This window comes from Vibrio satsumensis, from assembly GCF_050337435.1.
GTDB lineage: Bacteria > Pseudomonadota > Gammaproteobacteria > Enterobacterales > Vibrionaceae > Vibrio > Vibrio satsumensis.
In genome coordinates, this window is record NZ_JAKJSX010000020.1 from 45,547 (window position 1) to 67,109 (window position 21,563).

Genomic DNA, 21,563 nt, shown 5'->3' on the forward strand with positions numbered 1-21,563 from the left:
TGCGATGAACCTCACTTTATGTGTATTGTTGACGTTATAGACCAAGACGGTTTCTATATGTTCCCGTTTTGGATGAGAGCCTAATTCGCAGCAAACAAAAAGAGCTCCCGTTTTATCTTGGATAAGATAAAATTCGGGAGCTCTTCTACTAATAACAGTGCTTATCGATTATTTAACTGACGTTACTCGACTTACTTTCTCACCACTTTCTGAAATAGAACGGATGTAAGTTTCACCAGAAACCGATGGACGTTGTTGCTCATCATACGTTAGCCAGTTTTCGCCATCAGCAGAGTATTGCAGCTCGATGCCTGGGAATTGAACGTTCATCGCCAGCTTGCCATCAACCACTTTAGCACCTGGAACTGGTAGTCGATAATCAATGCCTGCTTTCTCAAGCTTAGCCAGTTCACGTTGACCAACAATATTCGCGAAGCGATTAAAGTCGCTGTTTAGAGCTTGCTTATTCACTAGGTTAGTTTCTTGAGAGTATTCAACGCCCACTTTGTAGTCGTTTTCCCAATCTGCTCGATGCCATGCACGCTCAGCTGCTGCAAGAACGCGTGGGAACACCATGTATTCATATTGCTCGTCAGTACGTACTGTTTCAGACCAAAGTTGCGCTGATAAACCGTAAAAAGGTTTTGCTTCAATCTCGCCTTTACCAGAGAAACCATTGCCGTCACGGTCTAATGATGTTTCTGCGTTTTGTGGCATATTCTCTGGAGCAAAGCCAAACATCTTACGAGTATCGGTTGCACGCGTTGCCCAGTAGTAACCGCGTTCTGCTGCATCAACTTCGTATGGCATATCCATGTATACGTAGTCCGGGTTAGAGACGATTACGTCATACCCTTTTGCTGACCAGTCGTATACTGATGAAGTACCGCCCCAGTAAAGAACATCCCAGAAGTTAACGCGCGTACTTTCTGTTGCAAATGCTTCTTCACCTTCGCTGTATTTCAGACCATCTTGCCATGCTTGGAAATGAGGAATGCCTTTGTCAGCGACAATCTTAGATACTTGCTCTGCAAAGTGACTTGGCAAGTGACCGAAGTCGCTCACAGTACCATCAGCGATCAAAGACTGACACTGAGGAGACTGCTGGAATGGCTTGTCTTGCTTAGATAAGTCAATGTTACCTTTCCACGCCACTTTATCTTCTGCATTAATATCTTGTAAGCCTGCGCCTAACTTAATGTTTTTCGCTTCATCGCCGCCAAAGTGCCAAGTTGTTAGTGGAACGCCCGCTTCTTGGTGCATTGCCGCCACTTCAGAGATCACTTTATCAACAAAGTGAGTCGAAGATTCCATGCATGGGTTAATGAAGCTTTGCTTATCGTAGAACTGAACTGTCGTTACGTTCGATTTATCTTGTGGATCCATCAAGCGGTATTCATTTGCTTCCGCTTCTTTACCTTCCGCCATTAGGCGAGTGTAACGCGCTTCCATCGATACCACAGCAGAACGAGCGTGTGCTGGCATATCAATCTCTGGAATTACTTCGATACTGCGCGCTTTTGCGTAGCTTAAGATCTCGACGTAATCCGCCTTACTAAAGAAACCAGAGCCAAAGTTGTCTGTTGTTGGACCTGAACCTAGCTGAGGCAATAAACAGCTTTGCTCTTCCAAATCAAAACAACGATTAGACCCTACATCCGTTAGCTCTGGTAAACCTGGGATTTCTAAACGCCAGCCTTCATCATCAGTTAAGTGAAGGTGAAGTTTATTCATCTTGTATGCAGCCATTTGATCTAGCGTTGCTAGGATGGCATCTTTTGAGTGGAAGTTTCGAGCAACATCCACCATCACACCGCGGTAATCAAAGCGCGGTGCATCTTTGATCGACAGTTGTGGTAATGATTCAGCGTTCTGACTGTCTATTAGGCCAAAAATAGACTGAACTGCGTAGAAAGCACCTGTTTTATCAAACGCTTTAATCGCAATCCCCTCTTCCGAGATGCTTAGTTCATAAGCGCCAGATTTCGCCAAATCACCCGTAAACTGAGTAGGAACAACAGCAACACTAACAGGTAGGTCGCCACTCACATCTACGTTTACCACATCTGCACGTTCTTCAATTGCAGCGAACTGGTCAGCATCGAATACCTCTTTTGGTAGGGCAATACCACCAGCAATGCTGACTGAACCTTCACCCGCCTCTACCGACATTGGCGTTGGTAGTAATGTTGTTGATACATCTTGCGTTGCTAGATCTGCATTCTTTTCGAAACGCGTCACTGCTGTAGCCATTACATTATTGTCATCTGGTGTACGCTTAAGATTGTTACCTTCTAGACCCGTTACGAATGACGCAACATCTTCCGTATTCAATGAAGCAATCATCTTAGGTTCTGCGTTTGGCGCAGTAACGAATGCACCCGGCATGAAGTCGGTTTCAAACAGTTGCCAGTATTCACTCGTCAGTGGAAGAACCACTTCTTCGCCAGCTGCAAAGCCATCAAATTTTTCAGTAGGTTCTAGTTTATGAAGATCGCCAGTTACACGAGTAATCTTAAATTGCTCATTATCAACATCTAAGATAAGGCGAATACTGTGGAAGTAGATAGTCCAATCTTTCGAATCAATCGCTTCACCATCGTTAGTTAACGTCATGTTTACTTTATTACATGACGCCCATTCAGCACCTAAGTCCTGACAAGCCATGCCTTCATTCGCACCGTGATTGGTTAGAACTTCATATTGCACATCAAGGTTATCAGCCAATGCATTAACCACCTGTTGCTCAGGTGCTTGTGTTACAGCACAACCCGTCAAACCAGCCAATACCGCTACAGATAGTAAGTTTCTCTTCAACATCGTATTCACCCATAAATTAAAAAATTGAGTCAGAAGCAAAGTGGAGCGCTTCGAAAGTTAGATAAACTATATGGGCTTATTTTTTACCGTGAATTAAATCAAGTTAATAAAGTGATCAGCTTCAAATCTCAAAATTTGCGATAAAATTAATTACATAAAAATCATCAAGTTAGAATCGACGGCACTTCCGTCAGTTTTATTTTGACGTAAAAATTGAGAAATGAATCACAATCTTTTTAACGGATTTCATAAAATCGTGTTGTTGATAGAGAGAAAGGTTTAAGAGTTTGTTCGTGTTGTTATACTTTTCGTACAAACAACGTGACATCGTTCTCAAAAAAAACCGTTAAAAAACGCCGTCAAAATCAATTTTAACGAGTTCATCTCTTTTAATAGGAGCTTTCCTTGCGCACATTTTGGTACGTAACTTTATTCGTTCTCGCATTTTCAGCCAAACAAGCTTCGGCCGAACCTCTTTATTGGCAAGCCAAAAAGGATGAACTGACACTCACCATCTTGGGTTCCGTCCACGTAGGAGACGAGAGCATGTACCCACTTCCAGTACAGATCACTGACACGCTAAAAGAGAGCGACGGATTAATTGTCGAGACAGACATCAGGAAGTCAGAAGGCATTGTGTATCCCACGACCACAGTGACCACGAGTGATGTATTAAACAAAGAACAAAAACAGTTATTAGCCAGTATTTCAAAGTCTTTGGGTATGCCGACTCAACAACTACTGAGCTCTCCACCTTGGGCGACATCTCTCTCAATACAGATGCAGCAATTAAAGAACCTTGGCTATGGCTCAGCGGGCGGTGTAGACGCAACACTCGCCTATAAAGCGACGATACAAGACGTTCCGGTGATCAGTTTAGAGCCTCTACAATTTCAGATAGATCTCATTGCAGGACAAAAAGATTCCGGTAAAGAATGGTTAGTCAGTAGCCTTGAAGAATTTGACCAAACTGATGGGGTGGTTCACTGCTTAATTGAAAGTTGGAAAGCCGGTGATGTAACCAAGCTTGAGGAGTTTGCGAAGCTGTCTGAAATGCCATCTGAACTAGAGAAAGCATTTTTAACCGATCGCAACGTCGATTGGGCAAACAAGCTCTCCGCCAATGATTGGAAACTCGACTCAAAGGGACACTACGTGCTGGTCGTCGGTACTTTACACCTGATTGGCGAAGGTAACCTTTTGCAGTTATTAGAAGAGAAAGGTTTTAATGTCACTCAACAATCACAAAGCCAACAGGCTCAGTGTCAATTTGAGCTTAGTGACGACAGCTAGCTCAATTCGAAGCCATGACCTTCTCCTAATATAACCATTACCTAATAACAGAATCATTACATTTAATCGCCCCATAACGGTGCTATTATCTTTCGCTCTTTTTATATACGGTGTTGTTCTCATGAAACCAGTGCTCTTCGCTTTACCTTTAGCCCTCGCGATCCTGATGCCCACGGCAGCGTCTGCCAAAGAAACTTGTACGATCGAACAATTCCAACCAATAGACATTCAGCCTGATACAAAAGGCAGCGTGCTAGATAAAGAAAGCGGACAGTTTATGATTACTGAGAAGCCACCAATGCGATGCGCGAATATTACGTTCACCACGTCTACAACACGCAACCGGATCGCAAGCCAAATGAATAGTAATTTTGAAGCAAGTTTCTACGATGGCCAAACGGGTAACTCTCACTCGGTGACTTTTAATGAAGATGAAGTACAGGCCGGTTACATTCGAATTGGTCCAAATAACCCTGTTGAAGCTTATGTTTGCTTTGTTACCTCAGAGACGCCAATCAAGAACATCACTTGTGATGTTAAGTAAATAGATTTGGGACTACTGGATCAATCCTTGTCTCTATGCAGGACGCTTAGAACAACAAGAGATTCCCGACTCGCTCCTTCGTCGCTCTAGGGAATTACACATATACCAAAATACAAAAAGCCGTAGACCCTTCTATTACAGAGAATGCTACGGCTTTCTTCAATGTGGCTGTGAAGAGCTTATTTTGAACATCAGGCGAACCCCACCTAGGTTCAAATCCCATTTCCCTTCCCTTGAAACGACGAAAGCCTGCTCAATAAGCAGGCTTTCTAAATGTGGTCGGTGAAGAGGAATTCGATTGGACTGGCATTCCAGCCCCCATCCCCATGTTCTAAACCAGATTAAAATGCAAAAAAGCCGTAGCATTTCTGCTACGGCTTTCTTTAATGTGGTCGGTGAAGAGGGATTCGAACCCCCGACCCTCTGGTCCCAAACCAGATGCGCTACCAAGCTGCGCTATTCACCGAAATATCTAACTGGCTGATTGCCTGTCGATGGAGCGTATAATACGGATTCTGAATTTATCCGCAAGCGCTTTTTCTCATATTTATTGTGAATTCGAATCGTTCGAACAAAAGACATACAACAACTCGCTCAATGTGACGAAAAACACACAGTTGCCAACAAGTATTTAACTTATGCAACAGGATTGATCCAGATCAGTAAATTGATAATGCTACTTAATACACTAAGCCATGTCATATAACTTTGAGGTATACACATGGACTTTTGGCTAGATCTCCTATTTGGTAATGCGGTGGGACTATCTTCAATGATAGTAATCTTCGGGGCTCTGGGTCTCATGATGTTTTATGGAGGCTTCTTCATCTACAAAGTTATGACTGAAAAATCTCCTCACTAGAATCGCTCAGCCTAAATCATTTACCTCAAGCATCATTACTTACGGGTAAATATTAAAACGCTTTGCACCGGAGCTGATTTCTCTTGTCACCTCCGGTTTTTTCATTTTTAAACCCCGTCCCAACTTAGGTATACTTACCCAATCCTTCCCCAACTTGAGATACACACTATGTCTCATGATGACGACTTAGATCTATTCCAAGAAATGATGGGCGACGTTAAACGTATCGACCATGACACCGCCGAACACCAGAAAGTACACCGAGTCACAGAATCTCACCTTGCCAAGCGTGAAGCCGCTATGTGGCTATCTGATGACGAGAAAGACTACTTATCATTAGACTACTCACCAATGATAAGGCCAGACGATGTTATTGCTTATAAAAAAGACGGTGTACAAGAAGGCGTATACAAAAAGCTGCGCCTAGGCAAATACCCGATTCAAGCCAAGCTAGACCTTCATAGGAAAACACTGAAAGACGCACGTAACGAAGTGCTTTCATTTTTGCGTCAGTGTTTAAGAATGGATGTTCGTACCGTCATCATTGTTCATGGTAAGGGCGAACGTTCGAATCCACCAGCAATGATGAAAAGCTACGTTGCAAATTGGCTAACGCAAATCAACGATGTTCAATGTGTTCATTCTGCTCAGCAATTTCATGGTGGTACTGGCGCAGTCTATGTCATGCTCAGAAAGAGTAATGAGAAAAAACTAGAGAACAGAGAGCGCCATCAAAAGCGTACCAGTTGATAGGTTGAGATAGATAAATAGGCGAATAACGATTTTGCATCAACACCGATATTTCGTGCCTAGACTCACACCAAGTGCTAAAATTGCCTCAGTTAACGAATTCCAACTCAAAGCAACTACCCAAAAGTTGCTTTTTGTTTATCTATATTTCCGTTGTGAAACGCTAAGAGAATATCATGTCACAAGAATCCCAAGCTAAACGCCTTAATAAATATATCAGTGAAACTGGTTTTTGCTCACGTCGCGAAGCCGATAAACTCATTGATGCAGGCCGAGTTACTATTAACGGTAAGATCCCTGAAATGGGTACTAAAGTCTTGCCAGGTGATGATGTTGAGATCGACAATAAGCCTGTTCGCTCAAAAGAGAAGCCTATTTACATTGCTCTTAATAAACCAACAGGTATCACCTGTACGACTGAGCGTGATATTCCTGGCAACATCGTCGACTTTATCGGCCACCACAAGCGAATTTTCCCAATTGGTCGTCTAGATAAGCCTTCTGATGGACTTATCTTCCTGACCAATGATGGCGACATCGTAAACAAGATTCTTCGTGCGGGTAACAACCACGAGAAAGAGTACGTGGTTCGTGTCGACAAGCCGATTACGACTGAGTTCTTGAAGCAAATGGGCGCTGGCGTTCATATTCTCGATACTGTGACCTTGCCATGTAAGGTCGAGAAAGAAACCAAGTTCTCGTTCCGAATCACATTAACGCAAGGCCTTAACCGCCAAATTCGCCGTATGTGTGAAGCATTGGGTTACGAAGTATTTAAACTGCGCCGTGTTCGTATTATGAACATCTCACTAGACGGTATTCCTAACGGAAAATGGCGCTACCTGAGCGACGAAGAGATCACTGAAATATTAGCGATGTGTGAAGGCTCAGTAAGTACAGAAGATGCGTCAAGAATGAACGCTAAAGGTCAGCGTATTCGTAAAGCGACTGACGCAAAACTTTTTGACAGCCGTGAAGAAAACCAAACCTCAACAGCGCGCCGTAATCAAAACGAGAACCGATCTCGCACTTACCGTGGTAACAATGCGGATGAATTCCGTCATGCGCCTAACTCAAAGCGTGGCCGCAATTCATCGAACGGTGAAAGCGGTGGTAATACAGAGAATTGGAAGTCGAACTCTCGTTCAGAGCGTTCTAATTCAGATAGAAACCGTTCGGATCGCAATCGTACAGATCGCGACAATAACGATCGTAGAAGCGGAAAACCGGCAAACCGTAACCAAGATTCAAACAGACCAAATAAACCAGCTCAGAAACGTGTTAGTGGCACTTTAGGTCTGAAAAAGTAGAATGACTCCTTATACAGAAACGCCCACTAATGAGTGGGCGTTTTTGTTTATTGTTCGGTACGTCATGGCTTTTAACGACTAACCATCAACTTGCAAGCACAAATCAGTAAACTGAGCTCGAGTCAGTTGAGCTAAGTCTTTAGGGGCAAGTTCAATTTCTAAACCTCGCTTTCCCGCACTCACACATATTGTTTCAAATTCTGTCGCACTAGAATGAACAAAAGTCGGCAGCGCTTTTTTCTGACCAAGCGGGCTGATGCCACCAACAACATAACCCGTGGTTTTCTGAGCAATATCTGGATCAGCCATCTCTGCTTTTTTTCCTTCCGCCGCTTTTGCTGCCAGCTTTAGATTGAGCTTCTGGTCGACAGGAATAACGGCAACCGCCAAATCTTTCGCCACACCATTCAAGCAGAACAACAGCGTTTTGAATACACGTTTGGGATCTTGACCAAGCGCTTCAACGGCTTCTAATCCATAGTTCGTATTATTCGCATCATGATGATACTGATGCACACTATGAGCGATTTTCTTTTTCTTGGCGAGATTGATTGCAGGGGTCATAACAAATCCAAACGGTAGATAAACAAAAAACGACGCCGAGGCGTCGCTTTAGTTAAATTTATCATGGTGCTAGAGTCAATCTAATTTAGCACCTATTGATAGAATTGCTTGGATTCAATTACTTGTAAACCATTTGGCCAGAAGGCGCGTACTTATTCACGTCAACCGGGCTATTCGCTTCTAGGTACTCTTTCAGTACTTCAGCATCAACAAAACCAGTATTCACGTAACCTGGGTGGTCAGACAGTTTAGGGTAACCGTCACCACCAGCAGCGTTAAAGCTTGGTACTGTGAAGCGGTATGTTTCGTCTAAACGCAGCTGTTTGCCACCGATGAATACATTCGATACTTCACCGTTTGCTACTGTCATAGAGATACCAGCAAACTGAGCATAAGCACCAGAATCGATTGGTTTCGTCGCCACGACATTTAGGTAATCTAAAACCTCTTTACCCGTCATATCAGTGTAAGTCAGGATGTTTGCAAAAGGTTGTACTGTTAGTACATCTTTGTAAGTCACTTCACCCGCTTCAATTGAGTCACGAACACCACCAGAGTTCATTACAGCGAAATCTGCTTTTGCGCGCTCCATGTGAGAGGTTGCAATCAAACGACCTAGGTTAGTTTGTTGGAAGCGAACGACGTTACGGTCACCTTCAAGCTTGCCATTTGTATCAGCGATTTTAACTTCTAACTGAGCTTGACCTTGCTCTTGGAATGGACGTAGGAATTCAAGTAGCTCTGGATCTTGTGCGATTTCGTCTTGAATAAGAACACGTTGCTTCTTGCCGTCAATCTTAACTTTCTTCTTAAGGTTAACAGGAACTAGATCGTAGCTAACCATCTCTAGTTCGCCATTACGGAATTCGTAATCAGCACGGCCTACATACTTGCCCCACTCGTGAGCTTGAACGATATAAGTACCATTTTGAACGTCTGGTTTACATTCATCACCCGGTTTGAAGTTTTTCTTAGCAACGTTAGGGCCTTCCATACATACAGGCTCTTGAGAGTGGCCACCAACGATCATATCTAGATCGCCTTCATTTAGGTAACGGGCTAGTGCTACATCACCTGGTGCGTTGACACCGCGCTGGCCATTCTCGTAGTGACCCATGTGAGTCACTGCGAAGATGAGATCTGGCTTCTCAGTTTCTTTAAGTTCAGCGATCAGTTTTTTCGCTTCTTCTTTAGGGTCACGGAAGTCGATGCCAGCGATAAACTCTGGGTTACCAATTTTTGCTGTATCTTCAGTGGTTAGACCGATAACTGCAATCTTGATACCTTGCTTTTCAAACATCTCGTAAGCTTGGAACTTACGTTCGCCCGTAGCTTTATCGTAGATGTTTGCTGACAGCATTGGGAAGTTAGCCCAATCGATCTGCTTTTGTAGTACGTCTAGTGAGTTATCAAACTCATGGTTACCCAGTGCCATTGCATCGTAACCAATCTTGTTCATACCTTTGAAATCAGGTTCTGCATCCTGAAGATCTGACTCTGGCACACCCGTGTTGATGTCACCACCAGATAGAAGCAACACGCTACCGCCTTCAGCTTCAACTTCTGCACGAAGTTGGTCAACAAGCGTTTTACGTGCAGCCATGCCGTATTCGCCGTATTTGTTCTGCCAGAAACGACCATGGTTATCGTTCGTGTGAAGAATCGTTAGCTTATAAGTTTCGTCTTGGTTCCAATCATGAGCTGATTGAGACGCACACCCAGCTAGAGTAGCTAGAATTGCAGCACTTAGTGCTGTCTTTAGAATAAGGCGTTGCTTCATTGTCATACCTTTGAACTTTTTAGGGGAATCCACTGCTTTTTTAATCTATTGCGACCCCTTTCCTGGAGTTCGAACAATAAGACTTCAACATGACTAATCTTAAATTAACATTTTAGATGTAACACGACGATTTCATATTTATGTCGAATTGGTCACGCATAGATCAACAGTTAAGTGTAACAAAATTATGAGATTACACTCAAACTTCCCCTGCATCACAGGCAATCGTTTACTTACAAAGTGTGATACACATCAGCAATTTACCAAAAACAGGACAGACCTCACACACTCATGCCTATTTCTTAGGTCATCAAAGGCTTTGTTAACAATGATTTAATCATCTCCTCTGATTAGCGCTCTACCAAACAGAGACGTACCCAGCGATACAAGCTGATGCCCAGATAAACAAAAACGCCCAACTCTTAGAGTTAGGCGTTTATTTGATACCGTTAAAAAACCACTTTAACTAATTCACATTAGCGAGTTACTTAACATCAGCTTCAGCTATTTAATATCGATGTGCTCAAAGCCTTTGATAAGATCATCCAGTGCTTTCATCTGCTTCAAGAACGGCTCTAGTTTGTCTAGAGGTAGCGCAGAAGGGCCATCACAACGAGCTTGGTCTGGGTTCGGGTGCGCTTCAATAAATAGACCAGCAATACCTGTTGCAAGACCAGCTTTTGCTAGTTCAACCGTTTGCTCACGACGGCCGCCAGATGCAGCACCTGATGGGTCACGCATTTGTAGAGAGTGCGTCACGTCGAAGATGATAGGGCTACCGTTTGAAGACTTCTTCATTACGCCAAAGCCAAGCATATCAACGACAAGGTTGTCGTAACCCATACAAGCGCCACGCTCACAAAGGATGATGTTGTCGTTACCACACTCAGCGAACTTATCAACGATGTTGCCAACTTGGTTCGGGCTCATGAACTGAGGCTTCTTCACGTTGATTACTGCGCCAGTCTTAGCCATTGCTTCAACAAGATCAGTTTGACGAGCTAGGAATGCAGGTAGTTGGATTACATCAACCACATCCGCAACAGGTTGAGCTTGAGCTTCTGTGTGAATATCAGTAATGATCTTCACGCCGAAAGTGTCTTTCAGCTCTTGGAAGATTTTAAGACCTTCTTCCATGCCTGGACCACGGTATGAATGAACTGAGCTGCGGTTCGCCTTATCAAAAGACGCCTTAAATACGTAAGGAATACCCAGCTTCTCTGTTACTTTCACATAGTGCTCACAGATCTGCATAGCGAGATCGCGAGATTCAAGAACGTTCATGCCTGCAAATAGCGTAAATGGCTTGTCGTTAGCAATTGGCATATCGCCAATGTGAACTGTTTTCTGTTCCATCATATTCTCTCTAAATAATTATTAATTAGTGAACAACCACGGTCTTTTCGTTCATGACATTCACTTGAGATTTCAGTAACTCAGATGCCGGGTCATCTGGGCATTGGTCGATAAAGTATTGATAATCCGTTGCAGCAACTTGATGACAGTCTAGCTGCTGATAGATAAAACCGCGGTCACGGATTTCATATGGGTCATCCGGTACAAAGGTTAAAGCAAGATCAGTACACTTCAATGCAAGCGTATAGCGCTCTTCTCTCAGCAGTGCACTCTTGAGCAGTGCTAGCCACTTACCAATAATCGTTGGGTGGTCTGCAACTTCTAAGTGTTCAGGTTTCACCTTAGCTAATGGACCGTCATGTCCAATTAACCATGCTCGCAAGGTTTGTTCACCAACGTACTCACCGTTATAAGGGTTAATATAGGCCGCAGCTTGCCCGTACCAGCTTACTTTAAGTAAGAATTGAGTAGGGAAAGATACACCCTCTACAGGAAAGCCTAGCTTGCGACCTAGAAAAAGAAAGACCGCTCCCAGACTCACAGGAATGCCTTTCTTTCTCTCAAGCACTTTATCGATGAACGCGTTTTCCGAAGAGAAATACGCATCTTTATCACCAGCAAAACCCCATTCATAAAAGAATAGTCGAATAAAAGATTCAAACTTCTGCTGTTCATCGGTTTCATTAACCAAAGCAAACTCGGCGTCTTTTAACAATCTAGCCAGCTCTTGCTCTGCCCAGCTGTCTTGAGTTTCTGGGTTAATCGCTTTATTTAAGATCAATGCACCTTCAGCTAACTCTAGCTGGTCAAAGTCTTCATCAAAAAATTCGTACATAGGTAGTTAACCGAAATAAGGAGATAATTAACCGAAAAATGTTGGTGTCTTCGTCATTGCGATTTTACCAGCCATTGCTAGCCAACCTAGCGCACCAAAGAAAGAGAACACTCTTAATAGGTTGTTTTTACCTAACTTAAGTGCAAAGAAACCTAATGCGATGTAGGCCATTACGCAGGTTAGTTTTTCAGTTAACCATGGTGCGGCTGGTGTAAATGGAATAAAGCCAGTGATAAAAATCAAACCAATACCCGATAGCAACAGCAACGAGTCATTGATATGAGGGAAACGCTGCAAGAAAGGATGTTTAAGCTTCGGCGAATTGGCCATCATAAGAGCGAATCGAATCGAAAGAAGTAGCGCGCTTATCGCAATCGTTAATAGGTGAAAATGTTTTAGACCTTCGTACATGGTATTCCTTTATATTTTTATATGTGCTTTCGTTAACACGAGCCTCACAATACCCGTTAATGCCCTGTATTTCTTCATTAAATGCATTACCGAGTTAAATGTATTGTCGAGCTAAAGGTATCAATTTGGCAAGTTCATCGTCTATTACTCATAAGCGAATATCCGTAATCGAATACAGCTACGAACTATGAACAATAACGACCCAATGTCACTCGGTCATTACCACCGTAATCTTTCTCTGTTACAACATCGAGATAACCGAGCGTCTGCATAATCTCACGAACTGCCGAGCCTTGGTCATAGCCGTGTTCAAATGCTAACCAACCTTCATTTTCCAAAAAGCCGCGTGCGTTTTCAGAAATGTATCGGATATCTGCAAGCCCTTTCTCTTCAGCAACTAGTGCTGTGATCGGCTCAAAACGCACATCGCCTTGAGACAAATGAGGATCATTCTTCTCAATGTATGGCGGGTTAGAGACAATCAGAGAGAACTTCACAGTTTCCTCAGAGCTCAAAGGCTCAAACCAACTGCCGTGCAAAAAAGTAGCGTTGGTGATGTTTAGACGTTGTGCATTCTCTGTCGCAAGCTGCTGTGCTTCAGGGCGAAGATCAATCCCCGTTACCTGTCGATTCGGCATCTCAGACGCCAATGCTAACGCGATAGCACCTGTACCTGTACCTAAATCTAGAATCGCACCTTGCTTGCCGTAAGTTTTATCCAAAGCTACCTCAACCAAACGCTCAGTATCTGGGCGTGGGATTAAGGTAGAAGGGGAAACTTTTAACGGCAGTGACCAAAACTCACGCTCACCGATAATGTAAGCCACAGGCTCACCAGTTAAGCGACGTGTTAGAAGGGCATTGAATTCAGACTCTTGCTCTGAGGTGAGGTGTTTCTCAGGCCAAGTAAGCAGGTAAGATCTTGGTTTATCTAAGGCGTGACAAAGCAGTACCGCGGCATCAATTGAGGGTGATGTGTTATCACCCTCTTGAAGCTTTACGATTGCTGCTTTTAAAGCACTTTCAACCGTATATGCTGACTGCATACAGGTTAGTTGTTCTCTGCAAGTGCAGCAAGCTGATCGGCTTGGTGCTCTTGAAGTACAGGATCAAGCAAGCTTTGCATGTCACCTTCAAGTACTTCGTTAAGACGGTAGATAGTAAGGTTGATACGGTGATCCGAAACACGACCTTGTGGGTAGTTGTACGTACGAATACGGTCACTACGGTCACCAGAACCTAGTAGGTTACGACGTGTATCAGAAACAGCTGCCGCGCGGCGCTCTTCTTCTGCTTGAACAATACGAGCAGCAAGAACAGCCATCGCTTTCGCTTTGTTTTTATGCTGAGAACGCTCGTCCTGACACTCTACTACTGTACCCGTTGGTAAGTGAGTAATACGGATTGCTGAATCCGTGGTATTAACGTGCTGACCACCCGCGCCTGATGCACGGAAAGTATCAATTTTAAGATCGCCCGCTTTAATTTCTGGAAGATCAGCTTCTGGGATTTCAGGCATAACGGCAACCGTACATGCTGACGTATGAACACGGCCTTGAGACTCAGTTTCAGGTACACGTTGTACACGGTGACCGCCCGACTCAAATTTCATTGTGCCGTAAACAGCATCGCCACTAACCTTAGCGATCATCTCTTTGTAGCCACCTTGTTCAGAAGCATTACTGCTCATGATTTCAACGCGCCAGCCTTTCTTCTCAGCAAACTTAGAGTACATACGGAACAGGTTGCCCGCGAAGATACCCGCTTCATCACCACCCGCGCCAGCACGGATTTCAAGGAAACAGTTACGCTCATCGTTTGGATCTTTTGGAATCAGAAGAATCTGTAGCTCATCAGTCAAACGTTCAATCGCCGCTTTTGCGTCTTTGATTTCGTCTTGAGCCATTTCACGCATTTCAGCGTCATCTTCATTTGCCATCTCTTCAGCAGCTTCTAGATCTTCTTGAGCTTGCTGGTATGACTGGAAGCAAGCTGTCACTTCTTCTAGTTGAGAGTACTCTTTAGAAAGTGCACGGAATTTGTCTTGATTCCCGATTACATCTGGATCACCAAGTAGATGTTGAACTTCTTCATAGCGTTCAACAAGTGTTTCAAGCTTTACTAGAATCGAGGCTTTCATAATGTCTTATTCTGTTGGAGGTCTAATATTATTGAGGGTTTTCTAAGCCCAAACTCTGTCTAATGACCATTAATTTTGCAGGTTCTCCTTGCTCTGCTGCACTTTGAAGTGCACGCGTTGGAGCATGGATCAATTTGTTTGTGAGCTTATTACTTAGCTCAAGTAAGAGTTTCTCAGGGTCACCACCAGCGGCAAGTGATTGTAAACTCTTACTTAATAATTCTTCTCGGATTTCATTGGCCGATTTGCGATAGTCACGAATACTGTCTACCGCTTGCAGTGAACGCATCCAACTCATGAATGCCGCACTTTCTTCGCTAACTATTGCTTCCGCTTGAATCGCTTCCACTTTGCGTTGTTCAATGTTGCCATCAACAATCGACTGCAGATCATCCACTGAATAAAGGTAGGCGTCGTTTAACTCACCGACCTGAGATTCCACATCACGCGGAACCGCAATATCAACCAACAACATAGGTTGATGTTTTCTTGTTTTCAGTGCGGTCTCCACCATACCCTTACCAATAATAGGTAACGGACTGGCGGTTGAACTGATCACGATATCCGCTCGATGCAGATGATCAGGGATCTCATTGAGGCTGATCACTTCAGCACCAAACTCTTCAGCCAACCCTAAAGCACGCTCACGAGTTCGGTTAGCCACTATCATCTTGGTGCAGCCATTCGCTGAAAGATGCTTAGCCACCAACTCAATCGTTTCACCCGCACCCACCAATAACACAGTTGAATCGGCAATTGATTCAAAAATATGTTTGGCTAACGTACAAGCTGCGTAAGCAACCGAAACCGCGCTTCCGCCGATCTCCGTTTCAGTTCGAACACGCTTCGCGACAGAGAATGATTTCTGAAACAGCTTTTCCATTGAAGCATCAACAGATTTATTCTCTCGCGAGTCTGTATAAGCTTGCTTCACCTGACCTAAGATCTGTGGCTCGCCCAATACTAAAGAGTCCAAACCACAAGCTACACGCATTAAATGCTTAATCGCAGCCTGCTCTTCATGGATATAAAGACTTGGTTTTAGCTCTTCAGGACTAACTTGATGGAAAACTGACAGCCAATCGATCAACTTGTTTTTTGCCACGCCTTTGACGTCACAATACACTTCAGTTCGATTACAGGTAGAAAGTATGACACTTCCATTTACGTGTGCATTTGCGTTAAGTTGCTTGAGTGCCTCAGATAATTTATCTGGACCAAAAGCGACTTTTTCTCGCAATTCAACCGACGCTGTATTGTGATTGATACCTACGGCAAGCAAAGACATGTATCAGAAGTTCTCGATCAGGGAATGGAAACAAGGGGCGAATTTTACTTGATGCATGGCTCTATTTAAAGAGCAAGCGGGATTTGTTTTCCTGAGTTCGTGAATTCAATGCTATAGTTGAAGCGTTTTTTAGATAAATTTGAACAAGTTGTGAGCAAATATGAGCAAGCTTCGTAAAATCACGTCTCTTATTTTTATGACCATAATTATGGTGGGTTGCTCGTCTATACCAGAACAACCGACCAGCGTTGAGTGGCAAAGTCACCAAAACCGCCTTCTACAGATAGAAAACTACCAAGCCTCAGGCAAGCTCGCTTACATTTCTCCAGAGCAACGCCAAAGCCTTAATTTCATTTGGAAGCACTCCCCAAATCAAAGCCAATTAAGACTGACCACTTTCCTTGGTCAAACCGCCTTGAACCTCACGATTGACAGCTCGGGTGCCAAGGTAGTCACTTATGATGATCAGGTATTCACTCACGCAAGTGCATCTGTATTGGTAGAGCAACTAACTGGGTTGCAGATCCCTATTGATCATCTGCCACAATGGTTTCTTGGTATTCCCGACCAAGCAGACAGCTACCAACTCAACAGCACCAACACGCTTGAATCTCTGTCTAAACAAGTCAGTAGTCAACTATGGACACTGAATTTTGCTAACTACCGAAATACAGAAATGCCGAGTAAACAGCTATCGGGTGAAGATAACGCGATCGTAGAGACAATTCCCCTCCCTACTCGATTGTCATTCAAGCAAGACGAGAACAAAATCAACATTGTAGTTTCGAAGTGGACACTGAAAAAATGATAACAACGCCAACGCACTGGCCTTCGCCAGCTAAGCTGAATTTATTTCTCTATATTACTGGCCGACGCGACAATGGCTATCACGAACTTCAGACCCTATTTCAGTTTGTCGACTTTGGCGATGAACTTACGGTTACCGCAAACCGAGAAACAAGCTCGATAACAATCACACCTGAAATTCCAGGCGTTGCGACAGAAGATAACCTGATTTGGAAAGCCGCTACTGCTCTTCAACAATATACGTCGACGACTTTCGGTGCGGATATTCAATTAAAGAAAGTTCTTCCTATGGGAGGCGGTATTGGCGGAGGCTCTTCAAATGCAGCAACTGTATTAGTCGCGCTGAATTATTTATGGCAACTCGATCTTTCAGATGATCAGCTCGCCGGAATCGGTTTAAAGCTTGGAGCAGATGTCCCGGTATTTGTTCGTGGTCATGCTGCCTTTGCTGAAGGCGTTGGCGAACAGCTACAACCCGCTAATCCGAATGAAAAATGGTATCTTGTGGTTAAGCCTCAAGTGAGCATAGCAACGGTAGACATATTCACACACTCAAAATTAACTCGAAACACGCCAAAGCGAGCGTTATCAACGCTTCTAGAGCAAGAATACGTAAACGATTGCGAAAAAATTGTGCGAATGCTGTACCCAGAGGTTGATAAGCAACTTTCATGGCTGCTACAATACGCGCCGTCGAGATTGACTGGCACAGGTTCGTGCGTTTTTGCTGAATTTAACAGCAAAAAAGAAGCCGAATTGGTGCGAGAACAACTGCCTGACACAGTTTCCGCTTTCGTAGCGAAAGGAAGAAACATTTCTCCTTTAAAAGAAACTCTGGCTGAATACCAATCAGCCCACCCACAATCTATTTAAAACTGGACGCAACCCGAGGTTTCCACCGTGCCTGATATGAAGCTATTTGCTGGTAACGCAACACCTGAACTAGCCCAACGTATTGCTGATCGTCTATACATCTCTCTTGGCGATGCTACTGTAGACCGTTTTTCTGATGGCGAAGTCGCTGTTCAAATCAATGAAAACGTTCGTGGTAGCGATGTATTCCTGATTCAATCAACTTGTGCACCAACCAATGACAACCTAATGGAATTGGTGGTAATGATTGACGCAATGCGCCGTGCTTCTGCTGGCCGTATTACTGCTGTAATCCCTTACTTCGGTTATGCCCGTCAAGATCGTCGTGTACGTTCTGCTCGTGTGCCAATTACTGCAAAAGTTGTTGCAGATTTCCTTTCTAACGTTGGCGTTGACCGCGTTCTTACTATCGACCTACACGCAGAGCAAATCCAAGGCTTCTTCGATGTACCTGTTGATAACATCTTCGGCACTCCAGTTCTTCTAGAAGATATGGCTAACCGTGGTCTAGAAAACCCAGTTGTGGTTTCTCCAGACCTTGGTGGTGTTGTACGTGCTCGTGCAACGGCTAAAGCGCTAGGTGATGTTGACATCGCTATCGTTGATAAGCGTCGTCCACGTGCTAACGTTTCTGAAGTAATGAACCTAATCGGTGATGTTGAAGGCCGTGACTGTGTTATCGTTGATGACATGATCGATACTGGTGGCACACTATGTAAAGCAGCTGAAGCGCTTAAAGAGCGCGGTGCTAAGCGTGTATTCGCTTACGCAACTCACGCTGTTTTCTCTGGTACTGCTGCGAACAACATCAAGAACTCTGTTCTAGACCAAGTTATCGTAACGGATTCTATCTCTCTATCTCCAGAGATGGCTGCGACTGGTAAAGTGACAACACTTAGCCTTTCTCGCATGCTTGCTGAAGCGATTCGTCGTATCAGCAATGAAGAATCAATCTCAGCGATGTTCAACTAATCCAAGCCTTATAGCTTTTTACAAAAGCTTGGTTTTAGAAATACGCAAGAGAAAGACATTAAGCACTTCAGTCAATGAAGTGCTTTTTTTATGTCTGAGTAATATTGCACTGCTAGTTATGACAAACAGGAATAATCGCGCAGCTATCAGCTAGCTCGCACCTTTTTCATAAACTGTGATATCATACGGCGCTTTTTGAAATCCCGAGAGAGATCCATACCTTGAGCCAACAAATAAAACTTCTCGTTGGACTGGCTAATCCAGGTCCAGAATACGCCAAAACTCGCCACAATGCGGGTGCTTGGGTAGTTGAAGAATTAGCGCGTGTACATAACGTGACACTAAAGAACGAACCAAAGTTCTTTGGCCTAACGGGTCGTATCATGGTTCACGGTGAAGATCTTCGTTTGCTGATCCCAACGACTTTTATGAACTTGTCAGGCAAAGCAGTTGCAGCCTTAGCAAAGTTCTACCAAATTAAACCAGAAGAGATCATGGTCGCTCACGATGAGTTAGATCTTCCTCCTGGTATTGGAAAGTTTAAAAAAGGTGGTGGTCATGGTGGACATAATGGTCTGAAAGACATCATCAGCAAGCAGGGTAACAATAAAGAATTCTATCGTCTTAGATTAGGCATCGGCCATCCAGGACACAAAGATAAAGTTGCAGGTTATGTATTAGGCAAAGCTCCTCAAAAAGAGCAAGAGTGTATCGAGGCCGTCGTTGACGAATCGGTTCGCAGCCTAGACATCTTATTAAAAGATGGCCTACCAAAAGCACAAAATCGCTTACATACGTTCAAAGCAGAATAAGGTTTATATCATGGGTTTTAAATGTGGCATCGTTGGTCTACCAAACGTTGGTAAGTCAACTCTGTTTAACGCACTGACAAAAGCAGGCATCGAAGCAGCAAACTTTCCATTTTGTACGATCGAACCAAACACAGGTATCGTTCCGGTTCCAGATCTACGCTTAGATGCATTAGCAAAAATTGTTAATCCACAGAAGATCCTTCCAACGACAATGGAATTCGTAGATATCGCGGGCCTAGTGGCTGGCGCATCTAAAGGTGAAGGTCTTGGTAACAAGTTCCTAGCTAACATCCGTGAAACTGACGCTATCGGTCACGTTGTACGCTGCTTTGAAAATGAAAACATTGTTCACGTTGCTGGTAAAGTATCTCCAATCGAAGATATCGAAGTGATCAACCTTGAACTTGCACTGGCTGACTTAGACAGCTGTGAGCGTGCAATTCAACGTAACGCGAAGAAAGCAAAAGGCGGCGACAAAGACGCTAAATTCGAAATCACTGTACTAGAAAAGCTACTTCCAGTTCTAACTGAAGGTGGTATGGCGCGTACTGTTGAACTTGGCAAAGAAGAAGCGGCAGCAATCGGCTACCTAAACTTCCTAACGCTTAAGCCAACCATGTACATCGCAAACGTTGCAGAAGATGGTTTTGAAAATAACCCATACCTAGACGCTGTTCGTGAATACGCTGAAAACGAAAACAACGTAGTTGTTGCAGTTTGTGCAGCAATCGAATCTGAGCTTTCCGAACTTGATGACGAAGATCGCGAAGAGTTCCTAGCGGATATGGGTATCGAAGAACCAGGTCTTAACCGAGTGATCCGCTCTGGTTACGAACTACTGACTCTTCAAACTTACTTCACTGCTGGCGTTAAAGAAGTTCGCGCTTGGACAATCCCTGTAGGTGCAACTGCGCCACAAGCAGCGGGTAAGATCCACACAGACTTCGAGAAAGGCTTCATCCGTGCAGAAGTAGTAGGATTTGATCACTTCATCGAGTTTAACGGTGAGAGCGGTGCGAAAGACGCAGGTAAATGGCGCCTTGAAGGTAAAGAATACATAGTTAAAGATGGTGACGTTGTTCACTTCCGCTTCAACGTATAATTCTGATTAAACATCTAGAAAAAAGGCCAGTGAATTCACTGGCCTTTTTGTTTTTCTCCTTTCTAAATTGCCCCTCATCAGAAACTTAACTTCCTATATATATCGCCTTTTAGACCTGTTTTTTGTCGACAAATACGCCTCTTTGCCTAAAAAGAAACCGAACAGATGTTTATTCGCGATTTATTCAAAAAAAAAGTTGACGGGTTTCGCTCAACTACGCATAATGCGCCCCGTTCACAACGAAGCGGCAACGTCTCGAAATGAACGACAATTTGGAAATGGCTACTTAGCTCAGTTGGTTAGAGCACATCACTCATAATGATGGGGTCGCAGGTTCAAATCCCGCAGTAGCCACCATTTCCTAAGCACTCTGTTTGTTATTAAACACATGTTTATTAACGACAAGAGTTTTTAGGAAAGTAAAGCGGTCGTGGCGGAATTGGTAGACGCACCAGATTTAGGTTCTGGCGCCGAGAGGTGTGAGAGTTCAAGTCTCTCCGACCGCACCATATTGAGATATCTTAAGTGATATCATTGTTGGGCTATCGCCAAGCGGTAAGGCACTGGCTTTTGATGCCAGCATTCCCTGGTTCGAATCCAGGTAGCCCAGCCACAATTTAAAGTGTAATTATCTTTAAAAAGATAATGGCATTGGAAGCGAGATTATATTATATTACTTCGCTCTCAGATGGCTACTTAGCTCAGTTGGTTAGAGCACATCACTCATAATGATGGGGTCGCAGGTTCAAATCCCGCAGTAGCCACCACTYTTTCTTTATGAAAGAAGAATAAACAACGTTATATTGAATYACCAATGTCGATATAACTATAAAGATTTGCTGCGGTCGTGGCGGAATTGGTAGACGCACCAGATTTAGGTTCTGGCGCCGAGAGGTGTGAGAGTTCAAGTCTCTCCGACCGCACCATTATTTAGATATCTTAAGTGATATCATTGTTGGGCTATCGCCAAGCGGTAAGGCACTGGCTTTTGATGCCAGCATTCCCTGGTTCGAATCCAGGTAGCCCAGCCACTATTTAAACTCT

General features: G+C 43.8%; 19 protein-coding genes and 7 tRNA genes. 16 read left to right on the forward strand and 10 right to left on the reverse strand.

Annotated elements, in window-relative coordinates; genetic code table 11:
• Positions 1-168: 168 nt before the first annotated feature.
• Complete coding sequence (locus L4C44_RS21565) at positions 169-2,820, reverse strand: beta-N-acetylhexosaminidase (RefSeq protein WP_428805687.1); 2,652 nt, start codon at positions 2,818-2,820, stop codon at positions 169-171.
• A 405-nt stretch (positions 2,821-3,225) separates the two neighbouring features.
• On the opposite strand from L4C44_RS21565, the gene L4C44_RS21570 reads away from it, so the two are divergent.
• Together L4C44_RS21570 and L4C44_RS21575 are read left to right on the forward strand one after the other, a co-directional pair.
• Positions 3,226-4,113 carry a TraB/GumN family protein gene (locus tag L4C44_RS21570; RefSeq protein ID WP_428805688.1) on the forward strand — a complete coding sequence of 296 codons (888 nt, stop codon included), beginning with the start codon at positions 3,226-3,228 and terminating at the stop codon, positions 4,111-4,113.
• Positions 4,114-4,234: 121 nt separating this feature from the next.
• Positions 4,235-4,657 carry a hypothetical protein gene (locus L4C44_RS21575; protein WP_428805689.1) on the forward strand — a complete coding sequence of 141 codons (423 nt, stop codon included), beginning with the start codon at positions 4,235-4,237 and terminating at the stop codon, positions 4,655-4,657.
• Positions 4,658-5,046: 389 nt separating this feature from the next.
• Here the strand turns inward: L4C44_RS21575 and L4C44_RS21580 are convergent.
• Positions 5,047-5,123 (reverse strand) — tRNA-Pro (locus tag L4C44_RS21580).
• A gap of 255 nt (positions 5,124-5,378) precedes the next feature.
• Between L4C44_RS21580 and L4C44_RS21585 the strand changes: the two genes are divergently transcribed.
• The 3 genes from L4C44_RS21585 to rluF all read left to right on the forward strand — a co-directional run bounded on the left by L4C44_RS21585 (position 5,379) and on the right by rluF (position 7,579).
• Entirely contained in the window at positions 5,379-5,519 is a 141-nt protein-coding gene (locus tag L4C44_RS21585) for a DUF3149 domain-containing protein (protein WP_017062321.1), read from the forward strand.
• Positions 5,520-5,687: 168 nt separating this feature from the next.
• Entirely contained in the window at positions 5,688-6,269 is a 582-nt protein-coding gene (gene smrA, locus L4C44_RS21590; RefSeq protein WP_048669170.1) for a DNA endonuclease SmrA, read from the forward strand.
• 176 nt (positions 6,270-6,445) lie between these two features.
• Positions 6,446-7,579 carry a 23S rRNA pseudouridine(2604) synthase RluF gene (gene rluF, locus L4C44_RS21595; RefSeq protein ID WP_428805690.1) on the forward strand — a complete coding sequence of 378 codons (1,134 nt, stop codon included), beginning with the start codon at positions 6,446-6,448 and terminating at the stop codon, positions 7,577-7,579.
• Between the two features lie 78 nt (positions 7,580-7,657).
• Here rluF and ybaK read toward each other — a convergent pair whose 3' ends face one another.
• The 8 genes from ybaK to hemA all read right to left on the reverse strand — a co-directional run bounded on the left by ybaK (position 7,658) and on the right by hemA (position 15,953).
• Positions 7,658-8,143 (reverse strand): Cys-tRNA(Pro) deacylase, encoded by a 486-nt coding sequence (gene ybaK / locus L4C44_RS21600; RefSeq protein WP_146492349.1) that lies wholly within the window; start codon positions 8,141-8,143, stop codon positions 7,658-7,660.
• A 118-nt stretch (positions 8,144-8,261) separates the two neighbouring features.
• Positions 8,262-9,923: a bifunctional UDP-sugar hydrolase/5'-nucleotidase UshA gene (ushA, locus tag L4C44_RS21605; protein WP_123322811.1), complete on the reverse strand. Its 1,662-nt coding sequence runs from the start codon at positions 9,921-9,923 to the stop codon at positions 8,262-8,264.
• A gap of 504 nt (positions 9,924-10,427) precedes the next feature.
• Positions 10,428-11,282, reverse strand: coding sequence for a 3-deoxy-8-phosphooctulonate synthase (kdsA, locus tag L4C44_RS21610; protein ID WP_017069619.1), 855 nt, complete (start codon positions 11,280-11,282; stop codon positions 10,428-10,430).
• Between the two features lie 22 nt (positions 11,283-11,304).
• Positions 11,305-12,114 (reverse strand): SirB1 family protein, encoded by an 810-nt coding sequence (locus L4C44_RS21615; RefSeq protein WP_060983586.1) that lies wholly within the window; start codon positions 12,112-12,114, stop codon positions 11,305-11,307.
• Between the two features lie 27 nt (positions 12,115-12,141).
• Positions 12,142-12,525: a SirB2 family protein gene (locus L4C44_RS21620; protein WP_060467244.1), complete on the reverse strand. Its 384-nt coding sequence runs from the start codon at positions 12,523-12,525 to the stop codon at positions 12,142-12,144.
• 185 nt (positions 12,526-12,710) lie between these two features.
• Positions 12,711-13,571 carry a peptide chain release factor N(5)-glutamine methyltransferase gene (gene prmC / locus L4C44_RS21625; protein WP_132787417.1) on the reverse strand — a complete coding sequence of 287 codons (861 nt, stop codon included), beginning with the start codon at positions 13,569-13,571 and terminating at the stop codon, positions 12,711-12,713.
• A gap of 5 nt (positions 13,572-13,576) precedes the next feature.
• Positions 13,577-14,665: a peptide chain release factor 1 gene (gene prfA / locus L4C44_RS21630; RefSeq protein ID WP_019821589.1), complete on the reverse strand. Its 1,089-nt coding sequence runs from the start codon at positions 14,663-14,665 to the stop codon at positions 13,577-13,579.
• A gap of 28 nt (positions 14,666-14,693) precedes the next feature.
• Positions 14,694-15,953 carry a glutamyl-tRNA reductase gene (gene hemA / locus L4C44_RS21635; RefSeq protein WP_060983584.1) on the reverse strand — a complete coding sequence of 420 codons (1,260 nt, stop codon included), beginning with the start codon at positions 15,951-15,953 and terminating at the stop codon, positions 14,694-14,696.
• A gap of 160 nt (positions 15,954-16,113) precedes the next feature.
• Between hemA and lolB the strand changes: the two genes are divergently transcribed.
• The 11 genes from lolB (at position 16,114) to L4C44_RS21690 (ending at position 21,550) form a co-directional block, all read left to right on the forward strand.
• The gene (gene lolB, locus L4C44_RS21640) at positions 16,114-16,761 is read left to right on the forward strand and encodes a lipoprotein insertase outer membrane protein LolB (protein WP_428805691.1); all 648 of its coding nucleotides are present in this window, start codon (positions 16,114-16,116) and stop codon (positions 16,759-16,761) included.
• Positions 16,758-17,633, forward strand: coding sequence for a 4-(cytidine 5'-diphospho)-2-C-methyl-D-erythritol kinase (ispE, locus tag L4C44_RS21645; RefSeq protein WP_428805692.1), 876 nt, complete (start codon positions 16,758-16,760; stop codon positions 17,631-17,633). The genes lolB and ispE overlap by 4 nt, the downstream gene beginning before the upstream one ends.
• A gap of 27 nt (positions 17,634-17,660) precedes the next feature.
• Positions 17,661-18,605, forward strand: a complete 945-nt coding sequence (locus L4C44_RS21650) for a ribose-phosphate pyrophosphokinase (protein WP_004739814.1) — start codon at positions 17,661-17,663, stop codon at positions 18,603-18,605.
• 221 nt (positions 18,606-18,826) lie between these two features.
• The gene (gene pth, locus L4C44_RS21655; RefSeq protein WP_004739815.1) at positions 18,827-19,417 is read left to right on the forward strand and encodes an aminoacyl-tRNA hydrolase; all 591 of its coding nucleotides are present in this window, start codon (positions 18,827-18,829) and stop codon (positions 19,415-19,417) included.
• A gap of 10 nt (positions 19,418-19,427) precedes the next feature.
• A complete protein-coding gene (gene ychF, locus L4C44_RS21660) occupies positions 19,428-20,519 on the forward strand; it encodes a redox-regulated ATPase YchF (RefSeq protein WP_010439159.1) in 1,092 nt (363 codons plus the stop codon).
• A 280-nt stretch (positions 20,520-20,799) separates the two neighbouring features.
• Positions 20,800-20,876, forward strand: a tRNA-Met gene (locus L4C44_RS21665).
• A 67-nt stretch (positions 20,877-20,943) separates the two neighbouring features.
• Positions 20,944-21,028 (forward strand) — tRNA-Leu (locus L4C44_RS21670).
• A gap of 29 nt (positions 21,029-21,057) precedes the next feature.
• Positions 21,058-21,132: transfer RNA gene (locus L4C44_RS21675), tRNA-Gln, on the forward strand.
• Positions 21,133-21,209: 77 nt separating this feature from the next.
• Positions 21,210-21,286: transfer RNA gene (locus tag L4C44_RS21680), tRNA-Met, on the forward strand.
• A gap of 74 nt (positions 21,287-21,360) precedes the next feature.
• Positions 21,361-21,445, forward strand: a tRNA-Leu gene (locus L4C44_RS21685).
• Between the two features lie 30 nt (positions 21,446-21,475).
• A tRNA-Gln gene (locus tag L4C44_RS21690) sits at positions 21,476-21,550 on the forward strand.
• Positions 21,551-21,563 lie beyond the last annotated feature (13 nt).

What these genes read in the sequence shown, in the direction of transcription:
- ispE (WP_428805692.1), top strand. Translation starts at nt 16,758, where the DNA reads ATGATAACAACGCCAACGCACTGGCCTTCGCCAGCTAAGCTGAATTTA.
- rluF (WP_428805690.1), top strand. Translation starts at nt 6,446, where the DNA reads ATGTCACAAGAATCCCAAGCTAAACGCCTTAATAAATATATCAGTGAA.
- smrA (WP_048669170.1), top strand. Translation starts at nt 5,688, where the DNA reads ATGTCTCATGATGACGACTTAGATCTATTCCAAGAAATGATGGGCGAC.
- lolB (WP_428805691.1), top strand. Translation starts at nt 16,114, where the DNA reads ATGAGCAAGCTTCGTAAAATCACGTCTCTTATTTTTATGACCATAATT.
- kdsA (WP_017069619.1), bottom strand. Translation starts at nt 11,282, where the DNA reads ATGATGGAACAGAAAACAGTTCACATTGGCGATATGCCAATTGCTAAC.
- prmC (WP_132787417.1), bottom strand. Translation starts at nt 13,571, where the DNA reads ATGCAGTCAGCATATACGGTTGAAAGTGCTTTAAAAGCAGCAATCGTA.
- prfA (WP_019821589.1), bottom strand. Translation starts at nt 14,665, where the DNA reads ATGAAAGCCTCGATTCTAGTAAAGCTTGAAACACTTGTTGAACGCTAT.
- L4C44_RS21615 (WP_060983586.1), bottom strand. Translation starts at nt 12,114, where the DNA reads ATGTACGAATTTTTTGATGAAGACTTTGACCAGCTAGAGTTAGCTGAA.
- hemA (WP_060983584.1), bottom strand. Translation starts at nt 15,953, where the DNA reads ATGTCTTTGCTTGCCGTAGGTATCAATCACAATACAGCGTCGGTTGAA.
- ychF (WP_010439159.1), top strand. Translation starts at nt 19,428, where the DNA reads ATGGGTTTTAAATGTGGCATCGTTGGTCTACCAAACGTTGGTAAGTCA.
- ushA (WP_123322811.1), bottom strand. Translation starts at nt 9,923, where the DNA reads ATGAAGCAACGCCTTATTCTAAAGACAGCACTAAGTGCTGCAATTCTA.
- L4C44_RS21620 (WP_060467244.1), bottom strand. Translation starts at nt 12,525, where the DNA reads ATGTACGAAGGTCTAAAACATTTTCACCTATTAACGATTGCGATAAGC.
- L4C44_RS21565 (WP_428805687.1), bottom strand. Translation starts at nt 2,820, where the DNA reads ATGTTGAAGAGAAACTTACTATCTGTAGCGGTATTGGCTGGTTTGACG.
- L4C44_RS21585 (WP_017062321.1), top strand. Translation starts at nt 5,379, where the DNA reads ATGGACTTTTGGCTAGATCTCCTATTTGGTAATGCGGTGGGACTATCT.
- ybaK (WP_146492349.1), bottom strand. Translation starts at nt 8,143, where the DNA reads ATGACCCCTGCAATCAATCTCGCCAAGAAAAAGAAAATCGCTCATAGT.
- L4C44_RS21575 (WP_428805689.1), top strand. Translation starts at nt 4,235, where the DNA reads ATGAAACCAGTGCTCTTCGCTTTACCTTTAGCCCTCGCGATCCTGATG.